The sequence below is a fragment of the Ancylobacter crimeensis genome (assembly GCF_023016805.1).
GTDB classification, from domain to species: Bacteria; Pseudomonadota; Alphaproteobacteria; order Rhizobiales; family Xanthobacteraceae; genus Ancylobacter; species Ancylobacter crimeensis.
Map to the genome: position 1 here is coordinate 81,248 of NZ_JALKCH010000015.1, position 21,615 is coordinate 102,862.

Annotated in this window: 19 protein-coding genes and 1 pseudogene; 10 read left to right on the forward strand and 10 right to left on the reverse strand. The window is 67.5% G+C overall.

The window, feature by feature from the left end; genetic code table 11:
- Positions 1–5 precede the first annotated feature (5 nt).
- From MWN34_RS18400 to MWN34_RS18410, 3 genes and pseudogenes are all read left to right on the forward strand, one after another.
- Positions 6–731 carry an ABC transporter permease gene (locus MWN34_RS18400; protein WP_247030769.1) on the forward strand — a complete coding sequence of 242 codons (726 nt, stop codon included), beginning with the start codon at positions 6–8 and terminating at the stop codon, positions 729–731.
- The gene (locus tag MWN34_RS18405; protein ID WP_247030770.1) at positions 728–1,516 is read left to right on the forward strand and encodes an ABC transporter permease; all 789 of its coding nucleotides are present in this window, start codon (positions 728–730) and stop codon (positions 1,514–1,516) included. Before MWN34_RS18400 ends, MWN34_RS18405 begins: the two co-directional genes overlap by 4 nt.
- A 14-nt stretch (positions 1,517–1,530) precedes the next feature.
- Positions 1,531–2,291 (forward strand): annotated as a pseudogene (locus MWN34_RS18410) (amino acid ABC transporter ATP-binding protein).
- Positions 2,292–2,344: 53 nt separating this feature from the next.
- Here the strand turns inward: MWN34_RS18410 and MWN34_RS18415 are convergent.
- From MWN34_RS18415 to MWN34_RS18425, 3 genes are read right to left on the reverse strand one after another with little or no spacing between them, the layout of a single operon-like run.
- A complete protein-coding gene (locus MWN34_RS18415) occupies positions 2,345–2,857 on the reverse strand; it encodes a flavin reductase family protein (protein ID WP_247030771.1) in 513 nt (170 codons plus the stop codon).
- Between the two features lie 32 nt (positions 2,858–2,889).
- On the reverse strand, positions 2,890–3,447 hold the full coding sequence (locus tag MWN34_RS18420; RefSeq protein WP_425532142.1) for a flavin reductase: 558 nt from the start codon (positions 3,445–3,447) through the stop codon (positions 2,890–2,892).
- A 4-nt stretch (positions 3,448–3,451) separates the two neighbouring features.
- On the reverse strand, positions 3,452–4,765 hold the full coding sequence (locus tag MWN34_RS18425) for an NtaA/DmoA family FMN-dependent monooxygenase (protein WP_247030772.1): 1,314 nt from the start codon (positions 4,763–4,765) through the stop codon (positions 3,452–3,454).
- A 281-nt stretch (positions 4,766–5,046) separates the two neighbouring features.
- Between MWN34_RS18425 and MWN34_RS18430 the strand changes: the two genes are divergently transcribed.
- Positions 5,047–6,270, forward strand: coding sequence for a LysR family transcriptional regulator (locus MWN34_RS18430; protein ID WP_247030773.1), 1,224 nt, complete (start codon positions 5,047–5,049; stop codon positions 6,268–6,270).
- 6 nt (positions 6,271–6,276) lie between these two features.
- On the opposite strand, the gene MWN34_RS18435 is transcribed toward MWN34_RS18430, so the two are convergent.
- Positions 6,277–6,741 carry a hypothetical protein gene (locus tag MWN34_RS18435; protein WP_247030774.1) on the reverse strand — a complete coding sequence of 155 codons (465 nt, stop codon included), beginning with the start codon at positions 6,739–6,741 and terminating at the stop codon, positions 6,277–6,279.
- Positions 6,742–6,936: 195 nt separating this feature from the next.
- On the opposite strand from MWN34_RS18435, the gene MWN34_RS18440 reads away from it, so the two are divergent.
- From MWN34_RS18440 to sseA, 4 genes are all read left to right on the forward strand, one after another.
- The gene (locus MWN34_RS18440; RefSeq protein ID WP_247030775.1) at positions 6,937–8,376 is read left to right on the forward strand and encodes a cryptochrome/photolyase family protein; all 1,440 of its coding nucleotides are present in this window, start codon (positions 6,937–6,939) and stop codon (positions 8,374–8,376) included.
- Positions 8,377–8,483: 107 nt separating this feature from the next.
- On the forward strand, positions 8,484–9,515 hold the full coding sequence (locus MWN34_RS18445) for a cysteine synthase A (protein ID WP_247030776.1): 1,032 nt from the start codon (positions 8,484–8,486) through the stop codon (positions 9,513–9,515).
- Positions 9,516–9,531: 16 nt separating this feature from the next.
- Positions 9,532–10,251 (forward strand): alanyl-tRNA editing protein, encoded by a 720-nt coding sequence (locus tag MWN34_RS18450; protein WP_247030777.1) that lies wholly within the window; start codon positions 9,532–9,534, stop codon positions 10,249–10,251.
- 60 nt (positions 10,252–10,311) lie between these two features.
- Positions 10,312–11,172, forward strand: coding sequence for a 3-mercaptopyruvate sulfurtransferase (sseA, locus tag MWN34_RS18455; protein WP_247030778.1), 861 nt, complete (start codon positions 10,312–10,314; stop codon positions 11,170–11,172).
- A gap of 449 nt (positions 11,173–11,621) precedes the next feature.
- On the opposite strand, the gene MWN34_RS18460 is transcribed toward sseA, so the two are convergent.
- The 4 genes from MWN34_RS18460 to MWN34_RS18475 all read right to left on the reverse strand — a co-directional run bounded on the left by MWN34_RS18460 (position 11,622) and on the right by MWN34_RS18475 (position 16,160).
- Positions 11,622–12,419, reverse strand: coding sequence for an amino acid ABC transporter ATP-binding protein (locus MWN34_RS18460; RefSeq protein WP_247030779.1), 798 nt, complete (start codon positions 12,417–12,419; stop codon positions 11,622–11,624).
- Between the two features lie 39 nt (positions 12,420–12,458).
- Positions 12,459–13,847, reverse strand: a complete 1,389-nt coding sequence (locus MWN34_RS18465) for an amino acid ABC transporter permease (protein ID WP_247030780.1) — start codon at positions 13,845–13,847, stop codon at positions 12,459–12,461.
- 10 nt (positions 13,848–13,857) lie between these two features.
- Positions 13,858–15,051, reverse strand: a complete 1,194-nt coding sequence (locus MWN34_RS18470; RefSeq protein WP_247030781.1) for an amino acid ABC transporter permease — start codon at positions 15,049–15,051, stop codon at positions 13,858–13,860.
- Positions 15,052–15,143: 92 nt separating this feature from the next.
- Complete coding sequence (locus MWN34_RS18475) at positions 15,144–16,160, reverse strand: amino acid ABC transporter substrate-binding protein (RefSeq protein WP_247030782.1); 1,017 nt, start codon at positions 16,158–16,160, stop codon at positions 15,144–15,146.
- A gap of 380 nt (positions 16,161–16,540) precedes the next feature.
- On the opposite strand from MWN34_RS18475, the gene metC reads away from it, so the two are divergent.
- Positions 16,541–17,743: a cystathionine beta-lyase gene (gene metC, locus MWN34_RS18480; protein ID WP_247030783.1), complete on the forward strand. Its 1,203-nt coding sequence runs from the start codon at positions 16,541–16,543 to the stop codon at positions 17,741–17,743.
- Positions 17,744–17,785: 42 nt separating this feature from the next.
- On the opposite strand, the gene MWN34_RS18485 is transcribed toward metC, so the two are convergent.
- Both MWN34_RS18485 and dksA read right to left on the reverse strand, forming a co-directional pair.
- The gene (locus MWN34_RS18485) at positions 17,786–19,573 is read right to left on the reverse strand and encodes an ArnT family glycosyltransferase (RefSeq protein WP_247030784.1); all 1,788 of its coding nucleotides are present in this window, start codon (positions 19,571–19,573) and stop codon (positions 17,786–17,788) included.
- A 220-nt stretch (positions 19,574–19,793) separates the two neighbouring features.
- A complete protein-coding gene (gene dksA / locus MWN34_RS18490; protein WP_247030785.1) occupies positions 19,794–20,210 on the reverse strand; it encodes an RNA polymerase-binding protein DksA in 417 nt (138 codons plus the stop codon).
- 267 nt (positions 20,211–20,477) lie between these two features.
- On the opposite strand from dksA, the gene MWN34_RS18495 reads away from it, so the two are divergent.
- Positions 20,478–21,323, forward strand: a complete 846-nt coding sequence (locus tag MWN34_RS18495) for an AAA family ATPase (RefSeq protein ID WP_247030786.1) — start codon at positions 20,478–20,480, stop codon at positions 21,321–21,323.
- Positions 21,324–21,615 lie beyond the last annotated feature (292 nt).

Below are 21,615 nucleotides of genomic sequence, written 5' to 3' on the forward strand. Positions count from 1 at the left end.
CAGTGATGACCCATCTCTCCCTTGCCGAGATCAACGGCTATCTCCGCCAACTCGGCGAGGGGGCGCTCATCACGCTGGAGCTGTTCCTCACCAGCTTCGCGCTCGCCTTCGTCATGGGTGTGTTCATCGCGCTCGCCACCCTGTCGCGCGGCCGCATCGTCACCGCCGCGTGGCGCATCTACGCCTCCATCTTCATGGGCGTGCCGTCCCTGCTGGTGATTTTCCTCGTCTATTACGGCGGCAGCGCCATGCTCATCGGCCTGTTCGGCGCGTGGGGACGCTCGATCGACGTGTCGCCCTTCGGCGCCGGCGTCGCGGCGCTCTCCATCGTTTATGCGGCCTATATCGCCGAGCTGGTGCGCGGGGCCATCGACAACCTGCCGAAAGGCCAGTTCGAGGCCGCCCGTGCACTCGCACTGCCCCGCGGCGTGCTGTGGGGCAAGGTGATCCTGCCGCAGGCGATGCGCCTCGCCTTGCCGGGCCTCGTGAATGTGTGGAGCTTCATGCTGAAGGAGACCCCACTGGTCTCGCTGGCCGGGCTTCAGGATCTGGTCGCCAGCGCCAAGATCGCGGCCGGCGCGACCAAGGAACCCTTCATCTTCTTCATCGCCACCGCCTTGCTCTTCATCGCCTTCAGCGGGCTGACGCTGAAGCTTGCCATGCGGCTGGAGAAGCGGCTCGACCGCGGCCAGAACCGGGACGAGGCGCCTGCCTCCGAGGTAGCGGCATGACCGGGCTGCCCATCGACCTGACGCTTGCCCGCGACAGCCTGCCGGCCCTTCTCGTCGGCCTCAGGACCACGGTGTTCGTCGTGGCGCTGTCGCTGCTGTTCGGGCTGGCGCTGGCGTTCCCCATCTGCTTCGCGCGCATGTCGAAGCTCCGGTTTCCGGCGCTCATGGCGGAGACGTTCGTGGTGTTCTTCCGCGGCGCGCCGGTGCTGATCCTGCTTTATCTCGTCTATTATGGCTTCGGCCAGATCGACGCGCTGCGCAACGGCCCGCTCTGGATCCTGTTCGGCTCGGCCTGGGGCTGCGCGATCGTCGCGCTCAGCCTCAACCACGCGGCCTACATGACCGAGATCCTGCGCGGCAGCCTTCTTGCGGTGCCGCGCGGCATCGTGGAGGCAAGCGAGGCGCTCGGCGTCTCCCAACGCAACATCTTCCTGCATGTGAAGATGCCGCTCGCGATCCGCTACGGCCTCAAGGCCTACCAGAACGAGGTGGTGAGCTTCATCAAGGGCACGGCGGTGGTGTCGGTCGTCACCATCACCGATCTCGCGGCGGTGGCGAACGGCATTTTCGAAGAGACCTACGACCCCTTCACACCTATTCTCTGCGCCGCCGCGCTCTACTGGGCATTCGTCAATCTGGTGCGCATCGGCTTCGACCTTTGGGGCCGCTGGCTCGATCGCCACAAGATGGACCGAGAACGCGCTCCGGTCCCAGTGCTGCAGAACGTGCCGACCCGTGGCCGGCTGCTGCGGCAGATCGGCCGCGTGCGCGGGAGGGTGTTGTGAGCGCGCTCACCTCGATGCCGCCCGCCCCGCTCGCCGTGCCGGCGGATGTCGCCATCGCGCTCACCGGCGTCGAGAAGCGCTATGGCACCCACCGGGCACTCGCCGGCATCGACCTCGCCGTCGGCCGCGGCGAGCGCATCGTCATCTGCGGGCCCTCCGGCTCCGGCAAGTCGACGCTGATCCGCTGCATCAACGGGCTGGAACGGCACGATGGCGGGCGGATCGTGGTCAACGGCATCGAGCTGACCTCCGAGGATGGCACCGTACAGGACGTGCGCCAGGAAGTCGGCATGGTGTTCCAGCACTTCAACCTGTTCCCGCACCTGAACGCCCTGGAGAACTGCATGCTGGCGCCGCGGCTCAATCGCGGGCTGTCGCGCGCGCAGGCCGAGACTCTGGCGATGAAGCATCTGGAGCGGGTGCACCTCGCCGATCACGTGCGCAAATATCCCGGCCGCCTCTCCGGCGGCCAGCAGCAGCGCGTGGCCATCGCGCGGGCGCTGTGCATGGAGCCACGCATCCTGCTTTTCGACGAACCGACCTCCGCGCTCGATCCGGAATGGTCAACGAGGTGCTCGGCGTCATGGAGGAACTGGCGGCGAGCGGTGTGACCATGCTGTGCGTCACCCACGAGATGGGCTTCGCCCGCCGTGTCGCCGACCGCTGCATCTTCATGGACCGCGGCGCCATCCTCGAATCCGCACCCGCCACGCGCTTCTTCGACGCGCCGGAGAGCGAGCGGCTGAAGGTCTTCCTGTCCCAGATCCTCCATTGAAACGAAACGGCCGGGACGAGCCCGGCCGTGATGCTTCGCGATGACGGCTGCGCTCACGCCGCGGGCGTGAGCCCGGCGATGGTTTTGCCGCGGAAGAACAGTAGCGGCTCCCCGGTACCCGCGGCATGCGCGCCGACCACCGTGCCGATCACGATCGAGATCGAGCCCCGCTCGATCACCTGCTCCACCACGCAGTCGAACACGCCGAGCGCGGCCGTGAAGGTAGGCGCGCCGGTTGCGATGGTGCCCCATTCGCCGGCCACGAAGCGGTCCGCACCCGACAGTCCGCCCTTGCCGGAAAAGGCGTCGGCGACATGGCCGGCTTCGGCGGGCAGAAAATTCACGGCGAAATGCTTCTTCGCCAGGATCGGCCCCAGCGCGCTGGTCTTGGCATCGACCGAGACCAGCATGGTGGGCGGATCGGCGGTGACATGCGCGGCGGAGAGTCCGAGGAAACCGGCCGGCCCGTCATCTCCGGCCGCGGTCACGACGGTCATGCCGGTGGCGCGCTCGCCCAGCGTGCGCCAGAAGGTCTTCATGTCGATGGGAGTGGGCGTCTCGCTCATCTGCGGCGCTCTCCGGTCACGAGCATCAGGCGTCAGCCGAGGTGGTGGAACCGTCGGCCGAAATAGACGAGGCCCTGGCTGCTGCCGCCTTCATGGATCGCCAGCACCTCGCAGAACATCACGTCATGGGTCCCGACGCTGGACATCTGCGTCACCCGGCAGTCGAAGGCCACCGTCGCCTCCGTCAGCACCGGGGCGCCGGTGGCAAGCGCAGTCCATTCGCCGCCGGCAAAACGCTCGTCCATCGCCTTCACCCCGCCGGCGAAAGCCATGGAAAGCGCCTCGTGATGCGGGCCGGCCAGCGTATTGACGCACAGCACCTGGCTGGTCGCGATGGCGCGGTGCGACTGGTTGGAGCGGTTCACGCAGACCAGCAGCGTCGGCGGGCTGTCGGTGACCGAGCACACCGCCGAAGCGGTGAAACCGCAGCGCCCGTCCTCGCCGAGGCTGGTTATGATGTTCACCGCGGCCGGCAGCTTGGCCATGCCCGCGCGGAAATGGTCGCGGGCCACGGCATCGGCGGCCGGAAGCGGCAACGCGGATACATGCGGTTCGCTCGCAGTCATGGTCACCCCGGAATGAGCATTCATCGCATCAGAACTCCCGCAAGGTTTCGCGCAGGGTGGTCTTGGTGTAGGCGGTGCGGGCGAGCCCGCGCCGCTGCAGGGCCGGCACCAGCCCCTCGCAGATGTCGGTGATGTATTGCCGGCTGATATTGGTGGTGAAGGGTCGGGTGATGAGGAACCCGTCGCCGCCGACCTCGGCCATGACCTCGCCCATGCGATCCGCCACCTGCTCGGGCGTGCCGACCAGCCCGTCGAGCCCGCGCGACACCTGCTCGGCGCAGAGCTGGCGCACCGTCTTGCCGGTACCCCATTGCTGGAAGGCGTCGAGGGTGCCCTGCTCGCCATTTGTGGTGAGCTGCTCGGGCAGCGGCTTGTCGAGGTCATAGACCGAGAAATCGATGTCGGTGGTCGCCGCGATCATGGCGAGCGCCTTCTCGCAATAATCCGGTGCTTCGGAGATCCGGGCGGCCTTGGCCTTCGCCTCGTCCTCGGTCTCGCCGAGGATCGGCGCCACCACGAACAACACCTTGATCTCGTCCGGGTCGCGACCCCCTGCCGCCGCCCGCGCCCGCACGTCGTCGCGATAGGCCTTCAGCCCGGCGACACCCATGGAGGGGGCGATGATGCTGTCGGCCGTCATCGCCGCGAATTCCCGGCCGCGCGGCGAACCGCCGGCCTGCACGAAGGCAGGGCGGCCCTGCGGCGAGGGTGCGCAATTCAGCGGGCCGCGGCAGCTGTAATATTTGCCCTTGAAGTGGATCGGCTTCACCTTGGTGAAGTCGGCATAGGTGCCGCTGGCATGGTCGCGCACCACCGCATCCGGCTCCCAGCTCGCCCAGAGCTGCTTGCACAGCTCGACATATTCGTCGGCCATGTCGTAGCGCGCCTGGCGGGGCGGCAGCTTGTCCATGCCGAAATTCTCGGCCGCCAGATCTTCGCCGGTGGTGACGATGTTCCAGCCGAAACGGCCCTTGGCAATGCCGTCGAGCGTCGAGCACAGACGCGCCAGCATGAAGGGCGGATAGGCCATGGTGGAGAAGGTCGCCACCACGCCGAGCTTCGTCGTATTGGCCGCGATCAGCGCCGCCATCGGCGAGGGATCGGCCTTCGGACCCATGATGTTGTGCTTGAGATAGACTTCGGTGCTGCCGCCATAGGCCTCGGAGATCATCAGCGTGTCTTCGAGCATGATGTAGTCGAAGCAGGCGCGCTCCATGGCCTTCGCCATGTCGACATAGAACTGGCCATCCCACGGATCGCCGCCGCCGCCCGTGAATGGCTTGGTCCATTCATCGACCGCGAAATTGGTGAACCATCCAAGGTGGAATGGCCGAGCACGCATCAAAAACCCCGACGACAGCAGACTGCGATGCGACAGGCTAAGACTGCCGGCCGTCGGGCAACCATCGCGAAAACCCCAAGCGATGATCCGGCCCCGACGTGGCTCCGTCTTGGGCAGGCGCATTGATCCTGATCAATATTACGGCAATCTCCTTTCTCGATCATTCTATGAGCAGCATCGATTTTACTGCTGTGTCAACGCACTGCTGGCTCTTCCGCATGCGGCGCGCGGCTTGCAATGGTCGAGCCGTCGCCCCGAGGGCGCACCAGCAGGAGGCCGGCATGGCGAACATCAGCCAGATCTACGATATCGACCTGAAGCTGCTGCGCTGCTTCTGTACCATCGTGGAGGAGCAGAGCTTCACGGCCGCGCAGGCCGCGCTGAATCTCTCGCAGTCAACATTGTCGGAAAATCTCAAATCGCTTGAGATTCGCCTCGGCACCCGGCTGTGCCGACGGGGGCCGAAGGGCTTCAAGCTCTTCCGCGAGGGCGAGGCGGTCTACAAGGCGGCGAAGGAGCTGTTCGCCTCGGTGGAGGCGTTTCGGCAGAAGGCCTCCAACATCAATCAGAGCGCCGGCTACGAGTTATGCGTCGGCATCCAGGACGGCATCGTCGAGAACCCCTCCGCCCGCATCCACGAGGCCATCCACCGCTTTTCCGAATATTACCCGAATGTCCGGTTCCGCATGGAGGTGATGCAAGGCTTCCAGCTCACCGGCCGGGTCGCGGAAGGCATGATCCATGTCGGCATCGGGCTGGTGAACGACCAGTTCCCGCAGCTCTCCTACGAGCATCTGTTCGACGAGCAAGGCTTCATGTGCTGCAGCGACAAGCACCCCTTCTTCGCGATCCCCGATGAGGAACTGACGCTGCAGGACATCGAGACGGCGGCCTATTGCAACCGGGGCCATCTCGAATATTACCATCCCGAGCGCAGCCGGCACGGGGTCACCTGCGGCGATATCGGCCTCGGCATACAGGCGCAGCTCGCCCTCATCCTGTCCGGGCGCAACATCGGCTATGTGCTCGACCAGACCGCGCAGCCGCTGATCGCCGGTGGCATGCTGCGGCCGCTGAAGCCGGACGAGGTGCGCATCGTCAACCCGGTGACGGCGATGATGGGTCCCGGCGCGGCCGACTTCAAGCTGGCGCGCCGCTTCGTCGATTGTCTCGTCGATGTCCATATGGAGCTCGGTGCCGAACGCCTGCTGCCGCGCCCCGCTTTCGCAACGAGCTGCGGCACGGTGGTCGAGCATGAAGGTACCTATCAGGTGCTGAGCGCCGCCCGAAGCCCGGTGCCCGGCGCGGCGCGGCGCGAGCCGGAGCCGGATGGGGACGGCGAAAGCGAAGCCCCGCCACGCGAAACCGCCGCGCGCGAAGCACCCGCGAGGGACAGTTCGGGGCGTCGCGAGACGGCGCCGCGGCATGAGCATTCCGCCGGCGTGCACATGCCCGCCGCCGCGCCGGAGCCGCGTGGCCGGCGGCGCCCGCGCAGCGTCGCGTGAGGCACACTATTCGCCCGACAGCATCAGCACATTGCGGTCGAACCGGCCGAGCGCCGCGCGGCGGGCCTCCCCCTTCGCCGAGCAGACGGTGTCGGCCAGATCGAGCGCATAGGTCACGATCTCGTCGGCCTCGGGCTCCAGCTCGTCCCGCCGGTCGGCGATGTCGATGAAGAAGGCGTCCTCGAAACTGCCCATGAAGCCGTAACCGACCACGATGCGGTATGGCTTGCCCTGCCGATAGAAAAGCTGCATCCGCTCGACCGTGCCGCCGGCATTGCGGGAGACGACCTCCATCGCGCCGCCATTCTCGTCGGCGCAACGCATGGCGACCGGCATCAATTGCTCACCGGCGGAGCGCAGCGCCATGGTCTGCGCCGCATGGAGGGGTGTCGCCGCCACGCCCGCGGCAACCGCAACCAGGGCGATCCGGGCTACCCATTTCCATAGCCTTGCTGCCGGCACCTGTGCCATTGCCCACTCCCCGGCGATGCATCGGTCGACGTCGAACATCCTTCATGGAACCTGCTAGCAATCAGCGTGCCTGCGAACGGGCAGCGGGTCCATCCTCCAAAGGTGGTCGAGGCATCGCCTTTCGTTTTCACCACGGAGACCCGAAGCCCCGCTTGCGCGTTGCTCCTTGCCGCACCGGGCACCCGAGGAAACCATATGACCACCGCCCGCCCTGCCCTCGTCTGGTTCCGCGACGATCTGCGCCTCGCCGACCACCCCGCCCTGGCTGCGGCGACCGCAAGCGGACGCCCGCTGGTCGCTCTCTACGTGCTCGACGAGATGAGCCCCGATCTGCGTCCTCTCGGCGGCGCGGCCCGCTGGTGGCTGGGCGAGGCTCTGGCGATGCTTGGCGAAGACATCGCCCGGGCCGGCGGCGAGCTGGTGCTGCGCCGCGGCCCGGCGCGCGAGGTGGTGGCAGATCTCGTCGCCGAGGCCGGCATCGGGGCGGTCTACTGGAACCATCGCCATCTGGCCCCCGCCGCCGCGATCGACAACCGCATCGCGGAGGACCTCGCCGCGACCGGGATCGAACATCACGGCTTCCCCGCCGCCCTGCTCCACGATCCCGATGCGGTAAGAACCAAGGGCGGTACGCCCTTCCGCATGTTCACGCCCTTCCACCGCGCAGCGAGCGCCGGTCCCCTGCGTGCCGTGCTGCCGAAGCCCGTCCGCTTCGTCTGGGCGGAGCCGCCGCGGGGCGACCACCTCGCCGATTGGGCGCTGGCACCAGGCAAGCCCGATTGGACCGGCGGCCTTCGCGCCACATGGACGCCGGGCGAGGCCGGCGCGCACCGGCAGCTCGGTGCCTTCCTTGCCGAAGGCTTCGCCGGCTACGCCACCACCCGCGACCGGCCCGATCTTCCCGGCACCTCGCGGCTGTCGCCCTTCCTGCGCTTTGGCCATCTTTCTCCGCATCAGGTGGTGGCGGCCCTGCACCGGGCGAGAGAGGCCGGCAGCGCCCCGCCGGCGGATGTCGCCGCGTTCGAACGCCAGCTCTGGTGGCGGGAATTCGCCTGGCATCTGCTCGCCCATTTCCCCGGCATCGAGCGCCGCAACGTGCAGCCGCGCTTCGATGCGCTGCGCTGGCGGCACGACGATGCCTTTCTCGCCGCCTGGCAGCAGGGATGCACGGGCTACCCCATCGTCGATGCCGGCATGCGCCAGCTCTGGCAAACGGGGTGGATGCACAACCGGGTTCGCATGGTCTCCGCCTCGCTGCTGGTGAAGCACGGGCTCATTCACTGGAACGCCGGCGAGGCATGGTTCTGGGACACGCTGGTCGACGCCGATGCGGCCAACAACGCGATGAACTGGCAATGGGTCGCCGGCACCGGTGCGGATGCCGCGCCCTATCTGCGGGTGTTCAACCCGGTGCTGCAGGGCCGCAGATTCGATCCCGACGGCGCCTATATACGCGCCTTCGTGCCCGAACTTGCACGCTTGTCGCCAAACGCCATCCACGCCCCCTGGCAGGCCGAAGCCGCGGTGCTGGACGCCGCCGGCGTCACGCTCGGCGTCACCTATCCGCACCCGATCATTGGGCACGAGGTCGGCCGCGAACGCGCGCTGCGCGCCTATGCGGCGATCCGGGACTGAGACACGAGGGCGCGACAGCGGCGGCGGAAACACGCCGGACCCCGTTGCTCCGCCGCCAGTGCTCCACTAGTTTCGTCGACCATCGGTAAAGGACGATTTTGACGGCTATGACCATTCGGAACGGCCTCGTCGAGGCGATCGGCAACACCCCCCTCATCAAGCTGCAGCGCGCCTCCGAGGCGACCGGCTGCACGATCCTCGGGAAAGCCGAGTTCCTCAATCCCGGCCAGTCGGTGAAGGACCGCGCCGCGCTCTACATCATCAAGGATGCGGTGGCGAAGGGCCAGCTCCGCCCCGGCGGGGTGATCGTGGAAGGCACCGCCGGCAATACCGGCATCGGCCTCGCCCTTGTCGGCAACGCGCTCGGCTTCCGCTCGGTGATCGTCATTCCCGAGACCCAGAGCCAGGAAAAGAAGGACATGCTGCGGCTCGCCGGCGCCACGCTGGTGGAGGTGCCGGCGGTCGCCTATGCCAATCCCAACAACTATGTGAAGGTCTCCGGCCGCCTCGCCGAAGCGCTGGCGCAGAGCGAGCCCAACGGTGCGGTCTGGGCCAACCAGTTCGACAATGTCGCCAACCGGCAGGCCCATTTCGAGACCACGGGCCCGGAGATCTGGGACCAGACCGAGGGCGCGGTCGAGGGCTTCATCTGCTCGGTGGGCAGCGGCGGCACGCTGGCCGGCACCGGCATGGCTCTGAAAGAACGCAATTCGCTCGTCAAGATCGGGATCGCCGACCCCTTCGGCGCAGCCCTGTTCAGCTACTACACCACGGGCGAGCTGAAATCCGAGGGCTCTTCCATCACCGAGGGCATCGGACAGGGTCGCATCACCGCCAACCTGGAAGATGCGCCGGTCGATCTCGCCTACCAGATCCCGGACGCGGAGGCGGTGCAGGTGGTGTTCGACCTGCTGGAGCATGAGGGCCTCTGCCTCGGCGGGTCCTCCGGCGTCAATGTCGCTGGCGCGATCCGCATGGCGAAGGAGATGGGCCCCGGCCACACCATCGTGACCGTGCTGTGCGACGGCGGCGCACGCTACCAGTCCAAGCTCTTCAACCCGGATTTCCTGCGCGAGAAGGGTTTGCCGGTGCCGGGATGGCTGGAGCGCACCATCACCGTGCCGAACGTCCTCGTCTGAACCACTGGGGGCGCCCATGACCGAGCTGCTGTTCCGCACCGACGCCTATCTGGCCGAGACGTCGGCCACCGTGCTGGCGGTGACGCCGGAGGGCGGCGTCATCCTGGACCGCACGGTGTTCTACGCCACCGCCGGCGGGCAGCCGGGCGATACCGGAACGCTGCTGCGGGCCGATGGCAGCGAGGTCGCGATCACCGGCGCGGTCTATGACGCGGCGAAGGACGTGGTGCACCTCATCCCGGCCGACGCCGCCCGGCCCGCCATCGGCGAGGTGGTGACCGCCCGGCTCGACTGGGTGCCGCGCCACGCGCGGATGCGGATGCACACGGCGCTGCACCTGCTCTCCGTCGCCCTGCCCTTTCCGGTCACCGGCGGCTCGATCGGCGACAGCGAGGGGCGGCTCGATTTCGACATGCCGGACACGCCGGACAAGGACGCCCTCGCCGCCCGCCTCGCGGAGATGATCGCGACCGACGCCGCTGTGACCGATCGCTGGATCAGCGACGAGGAGCTCCTCGCCAATCCCGGGCTCATCAAGACCATGTCGGTGAAGCCGCCCATGGGAACGGGGCGCGTCCGGCTCGTCGAGATCGCCGGCGCCGACGGCGCGCCGCTCGACCTCCAGCCCTGCGGCGGCACCCATGTTCGGCGGCTGTCGGAGATCGGGGCGGTGAAGGTGGCGAAGATCGAGAAGAAGGGCCAGATGAATCGCCGGGTGCGGATCGCCTTGGCCTGACCGGCGTCGACCGCAACGAAACGCGCCGCCTCTCTTTGCCGTCTGCCCAGGAGAACCACCATGCCGCTCGACACGCCGCTCGATCCGCACTTCGTCAGCACCGACTGGCTGGCACGCCACCTCGGCGCACCCAATCTCGTCATCGTCGACGGCTCCTGGCACATGCCGGCCGCCGGTCGTAGCGGGCGGCAGGAATATCTGGAACGGCACATTCCCGGCGCGGTGTTCTTCGACCTCGACGCCATCTCCGACCCCGCGACGGCGCTGCCGCACATGCTGCCCTCCGAGGCGCTGTTCCAGGGCGCGATGGAATCGCTCGGCATCGGCCGCACCATGAAGATCGTGGTCTACGACACCGAAGGCCTGTTCTCCGCGCCACGGGTGTGGTGGACGCTGAAAGCCTTCGGCGCAGTCGACGTGCAGATCCTCGACGGCGGTTTCCCGAAATGGCTGGCGGAAGGCCGCCCCGTCGAATCCGGCAAGGGTGCGCATTTCCCCGCGAGCTTCGTGCCGCATCTCGACCGGAGCTGGGTCGCCAGCATGGACGATGTCGCCCGCCGCCTCGCCGATCGCAGCGCGCAGGTGGCGGACGCCCGCTCGCCCGAACGCTTCCGCGGCGATGTGCCCGAACCGCGTGCCGGCCTGCGCTCCGGCCACATGCCCGGCGCCCGCAACCTTCCCGTCAACGCGGTGGTGAAGGATGGAAGGCTGGTCGAGCCTGCCGTCATCCGCGCCGCCGTCGCCGCCGCCGGAATCGACACCAGCCGGCCGGTCATCACGAGCTGCGGCTCCGGCGTCACCGCCGCGACTCTCTGGCTGGCGCTCGACGTGATCGGCGCCCGCCCGGCGGCGCTTTACGACGGCTCATGGACCGAATGGGGCGGCTCGGACCGGCCGGTGGCGACCGGGCCAGCGGTTTAGCGCGTTCTCCATGGAGCATGTCCGGTTCACCGGACGCTCCAGCCATGCGTTTCCACGCATTCTCTTCATGCGAACCGTGTCCGCCTCGCTCCGGATCCGGGCGCTACTACCTGATCGGCCAGTTCCCGCTGGCGCGCCTCGTCACGCCAGCGCCGCCTGAAATGCGTCCAGATCGCTCGCCGCGCCGGGAGCCGGGGTCATACGCCGAGCCGGCCTCCGCGGAACCGCGGGAAAAATGAAAATGCAGATGGCCGACGGACTGTCCGGCAGCCGCGCCCTTCGCATGCAGGAGATTGAACCCGTCAGGTCCGAACCCTGCCTCGAACGGGACGGAGAACACCTCAATACCACGGACAGATCCGTGCCGATCCCGGGCGGACAACGTCGAACGCCCCCTCCGCATACCGGCTCCGCGATGGCAGAACGCCACCCGGCGAACGCCCGCACCCTCAATGCAGGATCTGGCTCAGGAACAATCTGGTCCGCTCGTGCTGCGGGTTGGAGAAGAAGGCGTCCGGCTCGTTCATCTCGATGATCTGGCCGGCGTCCATGAAGATCACGCGGTTGGCGACCTGGCGGGCGAAGCCCATTTCGTGGGTCACGCACAGCATGGTCATGCCTTCCTCGGCGAGGCTCACCATGGTCTCCAGCACCTCCTTCACCATTTCCGGGTCGAGGGCGGAGGTCGGCTCGTCGAACAGCATGATCTTCGGCTTCATGCACAGCGCGCGGGCGATGGCGACGCGCTGCTGCTGGCCGCCGGAGAGCTGGCCGGGATATTTGTTGGCCTGCTCCGGGATCTTCACCTTCTTCAGAAAGTGCATCGCCAGTTCCTCGGCATCCTTCTTCGGCATCTTGCGCACCCAGATGGGGGCCAGCGTGCAGTTCTCCAGGATGGTGAGGTGCGGGAACAGGTTGAAGTGCTGGAAGCACATGCCGACCTCGCGGCGGATTTCGTCGATCCGCTTGAGGTCGTTGGTCAGCTCGATGCCGTCCACCACGATGGTGCCCTTCTGGTGCTCCTCCAGCCGGTTGATGCAGCGGATCATGGTCGACTTGCCGGACCCGGACGGCCCGCAGATCACGATGCGCTCGCCGCGCCGCACCCTCAGGTTGATGTCCTTCAGCACATGGAACTCGCCATACCATTTGTGCACGCCGATCAGTTCGACGGCCGTTTCCCGGCCGGGCTCGGTGTGCACCGCGGGCAGTTCGTCGCTGGCTACGATCGAGGTGGCTTCGTTCATCGGTCGGAATCTCCGTAGGTGTCGGTGGCGATGGCCGCGTCAGTGGCGATGCGAGGTGTCGAGGCGCCGCTCGACGAACATCGAGTAGCGGGACATGCCGAAGCAGAAGAGGAAGTAGACGATGCCGGCAAAGGCGAAGCCGGTGTAGAGGGTCACCGGGCTCGCCCAGTTCGGGTCGGTGAAGGCCGCGCGAAGCTGGCCGAGGAAGTCGAAGATCGACACGATCAGCACCAGCGTCGTATCCTTGAACAGGCTGATGAAGCTGTTGACGATGCTCGGGATCACCAGCGTCAGGGCCTGCGGCAGGATGATGAGCCGCATCATCTGGCCCCAGGTGAGGCCCATCGCCATCGCGCCCTCATATTGGCCCTTCGGGATCGCCTGAAGCCCGCCGCGCACCGTCTCGGCCAGATAGGCCGCGGTGAACATGGCCACGCCGACCAGCGCACGCAGCAGGCCGTCCGGATTGGTGCCGGTCGGCAGGAAGAGCGGCAGCATGTAGGTGGCGAAGAACAGCACCGTGATGAGCGGCACGCCGCGCCAGAACTCGATGAAGATGATGGAGAGCAGCCGCACGATGGGCATTTTCGAGCGCCGGCCCAGCGCCAGCAGGATGCCGAGCGGCAGCGAGGTGACGATGCCGGTCACCGCGATGACGAGGGTGACGAGCAGCCCGCCCCATTGCCGTGTCTCGACCGGCTGCAGACCGAAATCGATATCCCAGGCGAGGATGATGACGCCCAGCACCAGCATGGTCGCCGCGACCGCACGGGCCAGGCCGCGCGCATTGCCGAGCAGCGCGCCGAGGCCGGCCCCGACCGCCGTGAGGATGTAGTCGGCCCAGAAGGCGACATTCAGCCCGGCCACCGTCACATCGCCGGTCAGCGGCCGGATGAGGTTGAAGCGCTGCAGCAGGAAGGCGGAGGCGTTGATGTTGCCGCCGGTCAGCAGGATGAAGGCGATGACCGGGTAGACGCCGAAGAACAGGAAGGCGTTCAGCTTTTTGCCCGGCCAGGAGAGCACCAGCAGGGGCGCCAGCAGCGCCGCGCCCAGCGCGAACACGACGTTCACCCGCCAGCGCTGGTCGATCGGGTAGAAGCCGTAGATGAACTGGCCGAACTTCGCCTTCACGAAGGGCCAGCAGGCGCCTGTGCCGGGTGCGAGGCAGGCCTCGCGGTTGTCGCCGGTCCACACCGCGTCGATGACGAGGAAGCGCACCAGCGGCGGCACGATCAGCAGCACCAGCGCGATGCCGACGAGGGTGAGGATGGTGTTGAGGATGCTGGAGAACAGGTTCTCGCGCATCCACCCGATGATGCCGACCTGCCGGCGCGGCGGCGGCAGGGCCGCCTGCATCTCGCGGCGCACGAAGGTGTGATCGTCGACCGCGACGATCTCTGCGGCAAAGGGCTCTGCCGGAACGTTCATGGCCTCCCCCTCACCGCTCGACCAGCGCGATGCGCCGGTTATAGGCGTTCATGATGGTGGAGGTGATGATCGACAGCAGCAGATAGACGCCCATGGTGATGGCGATGATCTCGATCGCCTGCCCGGTCTGGTTCAGCGAGGTGCCGGCGAACACCGCCACGAGGTCCGGATAGCCGATGCCGACCGCCAGCGAGGAGTTCTTGGTGAGGTTCAGATACTGGTTGGTGAGCGGGGGAATGATCACCCGCAGCGCCTGCGGGATCACCACGAGACGCAGCGTCAGGCTCGGCTTGAGGCCCAGCGAATAGGCCGCCTCGGTCTGCCCCTTGCTCACCGACTGGATACCGGAGCGCACATTCTCGGCGATGAAGGCCGCGGTGTAGGTGGAGAGCGCCAGCGTCAGCGCCACGAATTCCGGGATCACCCGCGTGCCGCCCGCGAAGTTGAAGCCCTTCAGCTCCGGCCGCTCGAAGGTGAGCGGGAAGCCGGCGGCGATCATGACGATCAGCGGCAGGCCGATGACGAGGCCGAGGCCGATCCACAGCATCGGCAGGCCGCGCCCCGTCTCCTCGCGCCGCGCATTCGACCAGCTCGACAGCAGCACGGTGAGCAGGATGCCGGCGCCGAAGGCCAGCAGCACCGTGCCGCTGCCCTCGCCGAAGATCGGGCGGGGAATGATGATGCCGCGATTGGAGAGAAACACCTCGCCGAACAGGCTGATCGACTGCCGCGGGCCCGGCAGCGCGCTCAGCACCGCGAGGTACCAGAACAGGATCTGGAACAGCGGCGGCAGGTTGCGCAGCACCTCGACATAGGTGGTGGAGAGCAGCCGCACCACGAAGTTCTTCGACAGCCGGCCGATGCCGACCAGGAAGCCGATGATGGTGGCGACGATGATGCCGACCACCGCGACGAGGATGGTGTTGAGCAGGCCCACCAGGAAGGCGCGGCCATAGGTCGAGGTTTCGCTGTAGGGGATCAGCGTCTGGCTGATGCCGAAGCCGGCGGTGTTGTCGAGAAATCCGAAGCCGGTGGCGATCTTCTGGGCCGCGAGATTTTCGCGGGCATTGCCGATGAACATCCAGCCCAGCACGACGACGAGGACCAGCGCCACGACCTGCAGCACGATGCTGCGCACTTTCGGATCATTGATGAAGGACGTGCCGGAGCGTGCGCCCCGCTCGGTCCCTGCCAGCTCTGCCATATGCCCTCGCCTCGTGCCGCCTCGCTTCGTCGGAGGCTCCCTTGAATGGCGAGGCGGGCTCCGCGGTCGATCCGCGAAGCCCGCCAGGATCCTCAGCGGATCGGCATGCCGTATTGCAGGCCGCCCTTGTTCCACAGCGCGTTGACGCCGCGGGCCAGCTTCAGGGGCGTGTCGGGGCCGACATTGCGGTCGTACATCTCGCCGTAATTGCCGACATGCTTGACGATGCGGTAGGCCCAGTCATTGGTGAGGCCCATGCCCTCGCCGAACTTGCCCTCCGTGCCGAGCAGCCGCTTCACTTCCGGGTTGGCCGACTTGAGCTGTTCTTCGACATTCTTCTGGTTCACGCCGAGTTCCTCGGCATTGAGCTGGGCGAAGTAGACCCATTTCACGATGTCGAACCACTGGTCGTCGCCATGGCTGACCGCCGGGCCGAGCGGCTCCTTGGAGATGATCTCCGGCAGCACGATATGGTCGTCCGGATTGGTGAGCTTGAGGCGCTCGCCGGCCAGGCCGGAGCGGTCGGTGGTCAGCACGTCGCAGCGGCCGGCGTCATAGGCCTTGACCACCTCGTCATTGGTCGCGAAGGCGATGACCTCATAGGTCATGTTGTTGGCGCGGAAGAAGTCGGCCAGGTTCTGCTCCGTGGTGGTGCCGGTCTGGGTGCAGACCGAGGCGCCGGAAAGCTCCATCGCCGAGTTCACCTTCTTGTCCTTGCGGATCATGAAGCCCTGGCCGTCATAATAGATGACGCCCGCGAAGTTCAGGCCCAGCGAGGTGTCGCGACTGATGGTCCAGGTGGTGTTGCGCGACAGGATGTCGATGTCGCCGGACTGCAGCGCGGTGAAGCGGTCCTTGGCCGAGAGCGGGGTGAACTTCACCTTGGTCGGATCATCGAAGATGGCCGAGGCGACCGCGCGGCAGAAATCCACGTCGATGCCGGTCCAGTTGCCCTTGTCGTCCGGGGTGGAGAAGCCGGGGAGGCCCTGGCTGACACCGCACTGTATGAAGCCCTTGGACTTGATCTGATCCAGCTTGGCGGCCTGCGCGCCGGCAGCCGCAAGGCCGAAGGCGCCGCACAGGGCGAGCGTGGACAGGAGGCGTTTCATGAGTTCAGCCTTCTTGCGTGAGCGTGGAGCGACACGGGCCTTGCGGAACCCGCGAGGTGGAAGACGGCAGGCAATTAACGTGCCGTAACCGGCAACGTCATGTTCTCCTGCCCCGTCGCGGCTGCAATGCCGGGCGCGTGGGCGGATAGGTGCCGCGTGATGCCGCATTGCTGCGCAGGGACGCGGCCGGCAGCCGGCAATCGGGCTCGACGTTGCGCCATCGTCTCTCGTTGCGCCATCGTCCCTCCCTGCGCCGCGGCAGCCGCAGCGTAAGGGCATCAGAGCGCTGCGCCGTCGCGGGGTCAAGCGCTTGACGGCCGCGCCGTTGAGCCGGCAAACACGGAGCTGTCACACCGGCAAAGCGGAGCGGGCAACGGGACATGGCGAAGAATTCAGCGTCGGACGGCAGCAATGCCCGCTGGGAGAACCAGGAGGTCGATACGCGGCTGGTCACGCTTGGCCGCGACCCAGCCCGGTTCGACGGTTTCGTGAACACGCCCGTGGTGCGCGGTTCGACCGTGCTCTCCCCCACCGTCGCCGATCTCGAAGGCCACACCGGCCGCTATTCCTATGGCCGGCGCGGCAACCCGACGCTCGAGGGCATCGAGGCGGCACTCGCCGCGCTCGACGGCGGGACCGGCGTGGTGCTCACCCCCTCGGGCCTCTCGGCCTGCAGCCTCGCTCTGCTCTCCTGCCTGCGCGCGGGCGATCACCTCCTGATGACCGACAGCGTCTACCAGCCGACGCGGCGGGTCTGTGCCACCGTGCTGAAGGGCTTCGGCATCGAGACGACCTTCTATGATCCCCTCGTCGGCGGCGGCATCGCCGCCCTGCTGCGGCCGAATACCGGCGCGATCTTCATGGAGTCGCCCGGCTCGCAGAGCTTCGAGATGCAGGACGTGCCGGCCATCGTCGCCGTGGCGAAGGCCCATGGCGTCACCACGCTGATCGACAACACCTGGGCAACGCCGCTCTACTACCGCCCGCACGAGCAGGGCGTGGACCTCGCCATCCAGGCCGGCACCAAATATCTGGGCGGCCATTCCGACCTCAATCTCGGCGTGATCTCGGCCAATGAGGCGCTGTGGCCGCGGCTCAAGGCGATGCATGGCGATCTCGGCATCACCGTCGCCCCGGAGGACGCCTTCCTCGCCGCGCGCGGCCTGCGCACGCTGAAGGTGCGGCTGGAGCGCCACCAATCCTCCGCGCTCACCATTGCGAGCTGGCTCGCCGGCCGGCCGGAGGTGTTGAAGGTGCTGCATCCGGCCCTGCCCTCCGACCCCGGCCACGCCATCTGGCGCCGGGATTTCTCGGGCGCGAGCGGGCTGTTCAGCATCATCCTGAAGCCTGTGCCGAAGGCCGGCGTCGACGCGCTGCTCGACAGCCTGAAGCTGTTCGGCCTCGGCTATAGCTGGGGCGGGTTCGAGAGCCTCGCCATTCCCTTCGACTGCGCGAGCTACCGCACCGCGACGGCCTGGGCGCCGGGCGGGCCGGGCGTGCGACTGCATATCGGTCTGGAAGACCCGGAAGATTTGATCGCCGACCTCACCCAAGGCTTCGCCGCGCTGCAGGCGGCGTGCTGAAGGGCGAAGCATGAGGAGACAAGGCGTAAGGAGGCGCGGCGACTACCAGTCGCGCCGGCTGGCGCGGTAGAGCGCGATGCGTACCCTCCGGCCGGTGTTCATGTTGAAGCCGCGCAGGTCCTGCCCGCGCATGATGTGCAGGCCCAGCGCCTCGGCCCTCAGCGCGAAGCGCCGTTCCTCGCGCCTTTCCACCAAAGCGGCGCGGCACCCGCCTTCGCCGAGGAACTCCGCCGCCGCCGGCGCCTCCATGTAGTGCACCGGCCCGGCGAGCTGAAACATCAGGCTCGGTTCGCTGTAGCCCACGGCTGCGATCTCCGCAGGCCGGCCCCCGCAGGCCGCGCCCGCCGCCATCGCGGCAAGCCGGGGCGAGATCCACACGCTGTCCATGCGCGGCAGGATGAGGTGCATCACCCCGAAGCCGGAGATCAGCATGCCGGCGATGCCGAGCAGCGCCGCGCGGTCCAGCCCGTAATCGCGCGCATAGGTCGCTGCGGTCACGAGGAAGAAGAAGCCGGCGATCAGCAGCGGCCAGGCGAGCAGCGAGGTGGTGCCGTCGAACACCGCGAGCCCCAGCAGCACCGCCACCGCGATGGCGGCGCCGACGATCGGCCACAGCCAGAGCAGCCGCACCAGCCGGGTATTGGCGATCGCCATGGCTCCGCGCTCCATGGCGAGCGCGATCAATATCGCGATGGCCGGAAAGGTCGGCACAACATTGCCGGCGAGCTTGGCCGGCACCAGCTCGAACACGATCCAGGCCGGCACGATCCACACCAGCAGCGCGCGCACTGCCCTCAGCCGGCGCGCCTTCCACACGATCGGCACCGCCAGCGCGGCGAGCGGCGCCGCCGGCCAGAACAGGCCCCAGAACATCAGGAGATAGATACCGGGCGGCCCGACGAGACCGCGCTGGTCCGGCGCCACCCGGCCCACCGCCTGCTGCACCGCCCCGGCGGCGGATTCCGCCGAAAGATGGCGCGCATAGGCCCAGAGGCCGGCGATGACGGCAAGCGCGATCAGTCCGCGCAACGGGGCCAGCACCCGCAGGAAGCGCGGCGAACGGTCCAGCGCGACCAGCCCGGCGACGGCGAACGCGGGATAGAGCGGAGCCTGAAGGCCCTTCACCACCAGCGCAACGCACAGCGCGCCCCAGAAGATCAGCGCGAGGCGACTGTCCACCGAATCGCCGCCCTGTCGGGGCGCCTCGTCGTCGAACAGCAGGGGACGCTCGCGATGGGCGGCGAGATAGGCACGACCGAGCGCACCGGTCATCGCGGCGATGGCGGCGAGGAAGATGGCCTCCGGAATGGCGAGCCGCGCCCCGACATCGAGCGCCGCCGATGATGCGATGAAGATGCCCGCCAGCGTCGCTCCGGGCCGCCCGACAAAGCCGAGCGCCGCCCAGAAAACGAGCAGCACAGCCGCCACTGCACCGGCCAGCGATGGTATCCGGTAGAGCCAGATGGTGCGGGTGGCGTCCGGCACGCCCAGCGCCTCGCCGGTTTTCACCACCACGGCCTGAACCCAGTGGAGCGCCAGCGGGCGCGTGTGATTCGGCTCGTCGCCGATTCGCGCGACCGTATAGGCGCCGGTCTCGACCATCTGCCGGGTGATCTGGGCGAAGCGCGCCTCGTCGCGGTCGACGGGCGGCAGGGCGAAGAAGCCGGGCAGGAAGGCCACCGCGCACAGTCCGAGAAGCAGCGTCACCGCGCGCCGGTTGCTGCCGATCGCCCAGGCGAAGAGTGCGGCGATGGCCCCGGCCGCCCCACGGCCATAGGCATTCACACGAATGCCCCGCGGGCGCTCACGCCCCATCACCGTCTGCACCATCGCGCGTCGTTCCGTCCGCCGGGGCCATTCCCATGGTGGGCGCCCCGTCGCGAAACCATAGCAGAAAGCGGATGTCCGGCTGTGCCCGGCCGGCCACAGGCCCGCGGCCGTGCGCGGCGCAGGGCGAACGTTCCGGGGCCACGGCCCGGTTCGCCCCGGTCGCCAGGAAAAGGCCGGAGGCGGCATCCCGCTTCCGGCCCCGTGTTATTGGCCTCGTGTCTCAGTCGTCGCGATAGACCCGCTCGCGCCGCTCGTGCCGCTCCTGCGCCTCGATGGAGAGCGTCGCGATCGGCCGCGCCTCCAGGCGCTTGAGCGAGATCGGCTCGCCGGTTTCCTCGCAATAGCCGTAGCTGCCATCCTCGATGCGATCGAGCGCGGCGTCTATCTTCGCAATCAGCTTGCGCTGGCGATCGCGTGCCCGAAGCTCGATCGCGCGGTCAGTCTCGGAAGACGCCCGATCCGCCAGATCGGGGTGATTCTGATTCTCGTCCTGAAGGTGCTGAAGCGTCTCTTTCGCCTCGCGCAGGATGTCGTCCTTCCAGTTGAGCAGCTTGTTGCGGAAATATTCCCGCTGCCGCTCATTCATGAAGGGTTCGTCCTCGCGGGGGCGATACTCCTCGTCGATCTCGACCGACATCGGCTTTCGTCCTCGTCCTTGGGGGGAGAACCCGGCCCTCGCGGGACAGGTCCGCCTGGAGCCCCTCTCGGGCGCACGCTTATAGCGTTCCGATATCGACGGCACAACTGCCCGAAATGTCATGCGGACGCCACGAAATGGTGGATTTTTCAGCAGGTTGCGCGAAAGAAGGAGGCAAAGCAGCCGCGACGTACCGTCCGCTGTCGGGACGGCTCCATTCACCCTATGCTGCCCACCCCGCAGCATCGGCAGAGGGAAGGCCCCTTCATGCGCTTCACCGGAACGACCGGCTACATCGCCACCGACGACCTGCGAATCGCGGTGAATGCGGCCATCGTGCTGGAGCGCCCGCTGCTTGTGAAGGGCGAGCCGGGCACCGGCAAGACCGTGCTGGCCGCCGAGATCGCCCGTTCGCTGAAGGCCCCGCTGATCGAGTGGCACGTGAAGTCCACAACCCGCGCCGCGCAGGGCCTCTATGAATATGACGCGGTCTCGCGCCTGCGCGACGGGCAGCTCGGCGATCCGAAAGTGTCGGACATCTCGAACTATATCCGCCGCGGCAAGCTCTGGGAGGCCTTCGTCGCCCCCGAGCGCCCGGTGCTGCTGATCGACGAGATCGACAAGGCCGACATCGAGTTCCCCAACGACCTGCTGCAGGAACTCGACCGGATGGAGTTCCACGTCTACGAGACCGGCGAGAGCGTGCGTGCCGTGCGGCGGCCGGTGATCATCATCACCTCGAACAATGAGAAGGAGCTGCCGGACGCCTTCCTGCGCCGCTGCTTCTTCCACTATATCCGCTTCCCCGACGCGGCGACGATGGAGGCGATCGTCGATGCGCACTATCCCGGTATCAAGCCGCGGCTGGTCGCGGAGGCGCTGCGGCTGTTCTATGAGCTGCGCGACGTGCCGGGGCTGAAGAAGAAGCCGTCCACCTCCGAACTGCTGGACTGGCTGAAGCTGCTGGTGAACGAAGATGTCGCGCCGGAGACCCTGCGCGAGCGCGACCCGCGCCGCCTCATCCCCCCGCTTGCCGGCGCGCTCGTGAAGAACGAGCAGGACACCCATCTGCTGGAGCGCCTCGCCTTCATGGCCCGGCGCGAGGCCCGCTAAGCGTTTCGAGCGAAACAGATGCCGGTCGCGTGAAGAAAATGCGGCCTGTCGGTATGTTAGACGCAAAAAGGGCGCTCCCGTTCGGGAGCGCCCCTTTTTGTGTTCAGGCAACGTCGGCTCAGTTGGACGAGCGGGCGTTCTGCAGGACCTGCTGGTTGATCGCCGCATTGGCGTTCGCAGCATCGGCGACCGGGGCAGCAAAGGCAGCGTTGCGGCCTTCGGTCAGGGTCTGGGTCTGCGCGGGACGGCCATAGAGGCTGGGGTCACGGCCGCCATCGGCATAGGCGGAAAC

Coding starts and splice junctions, on each gene's coding strand:
- MWN34_RS18430 (WP_247030773.1), top strand. CDS start 5,047: ATGGCGAACATCAGCCAGATCTACGATATCGACCTGAAGCTGCTGCGC.
- MWN34_RS18495 (WP_247030786.1), top strand. CDS start 20,478: ATGCGCTTCACCGGAACGACCGGCTACATCGCCACCGACGACCTGCGA.
- MWN34_RS18400 (WP_247030769.1), top strand. CDS start 6: ATGACCCATCTCTCCCTTGCCGAGATCAACGGCTATCTCCGCCAACTC.
- MWN34_RS18415 (WP_247030771.1), bottom strand. CDS start 2,857: ATGAGCGAGACGCCCACTCCCATCGACATGAAGACCTTCTGGCGCACG.
- MWN34_RS18435 (WP_247030774.1), bottom strand. CDS start 6,741: ATGGCACAGGTGCCGGCAGCAAGGCTATGGAAATGGGTAGCCCGGATC.
- MWN34_RS18445 (WP_247030776.1), top strand. CDS start 8,484: ATGACCATTCGGAACGGCCTCGTCGAGGCGATCGGCAACACCCCCCTC.
- MWN34_RS18485 (WP_247030784.1), bottom strand. CDS start 19,573: ATGGTGCAGACGGTGATGGGGCGTGAGCGCCCGCGGGGCATTCGTGTG.
- dksA (WP_247030785.1), bottom strand. CDS start 20,210: ATGTCGGTCGAGATCGACGAGGAGTATCGCCCCCGCGAGGACGAACCC.
- MWN34_RS18450 (WP_247030777.1), top strand. CDS start 9,532: ATGACCGAGCTGCTGTTCCGCACCGACGCCTATCTGGCCGAGACGTCG.
- MWN34_RS18405 (WP_247030770.1), top strand. CDS start 728: ATGACCGGGCTGCCCATCGACCTGACGCTTGCCCGCGACAGCCTGCCG.
- metC (WP_247030783.1), top strand. CDS start 16,541: ATGGCGAAGAATTCAGCGTCGGACGGCAGCAATGCCCGCTGGGAGAAC.
- MWN34_RS18475 (WP_247030782.1), bottom strand. CDS start 16,160: ATGAAACGCCTCCTGTCCACGCTCGCCCTGTGCGGCGCCTTCGGCCTT.
- MWN34_RS18420 (WP_425532142.1), bottom strand. CDS start 3,447: ATGAATGCTCATTCCGGGGTGACCATGACTGCGAGCGAACCGCATGTA.
- MWN34_RS18460 (WP_247030779.1), bottom strand. CDS start 12,419: ATGAACGAAGCCACCTCGATCGTAGCCAGCGACGAACTGCCCGCGGTG.
- sseA (WP_247030778.1), top strand. CDS start 10,312: ATGCCGCTCGACACGCCGCTCGATCCGCACTTCGTCAGCACCGACTGG.
- MWN34_RS18440 (WP_247030775.1), top strand. CDS start 6,937: ATGACCACCGCCCGCCCTGCCCTCGTCTGGTTCCGCGACGATCTGCGC.
- MWN34_RS18465 (WP_247030780.1), bottom strand. CDS start 13,847: ATGAACGTTCCGGCAGAGCCCTTTGCCGCAGAGATCGTCGCGGTCGAC.
- MWN34_RS18425 (WP_247030772.1), bottom strand. CDS start 4,765: ATGCGTGCTCGGCCATTCCACCTTGGATGGTTCACCAATTTCGCGGTC.
- MWN34_RS18470 (WP_247030781.1), bottom strand. CDS start 15,051: ATGGCAGAGCTGGCAGGGACCGAGCGGGGCGCACGCTCCGGCACGTCC.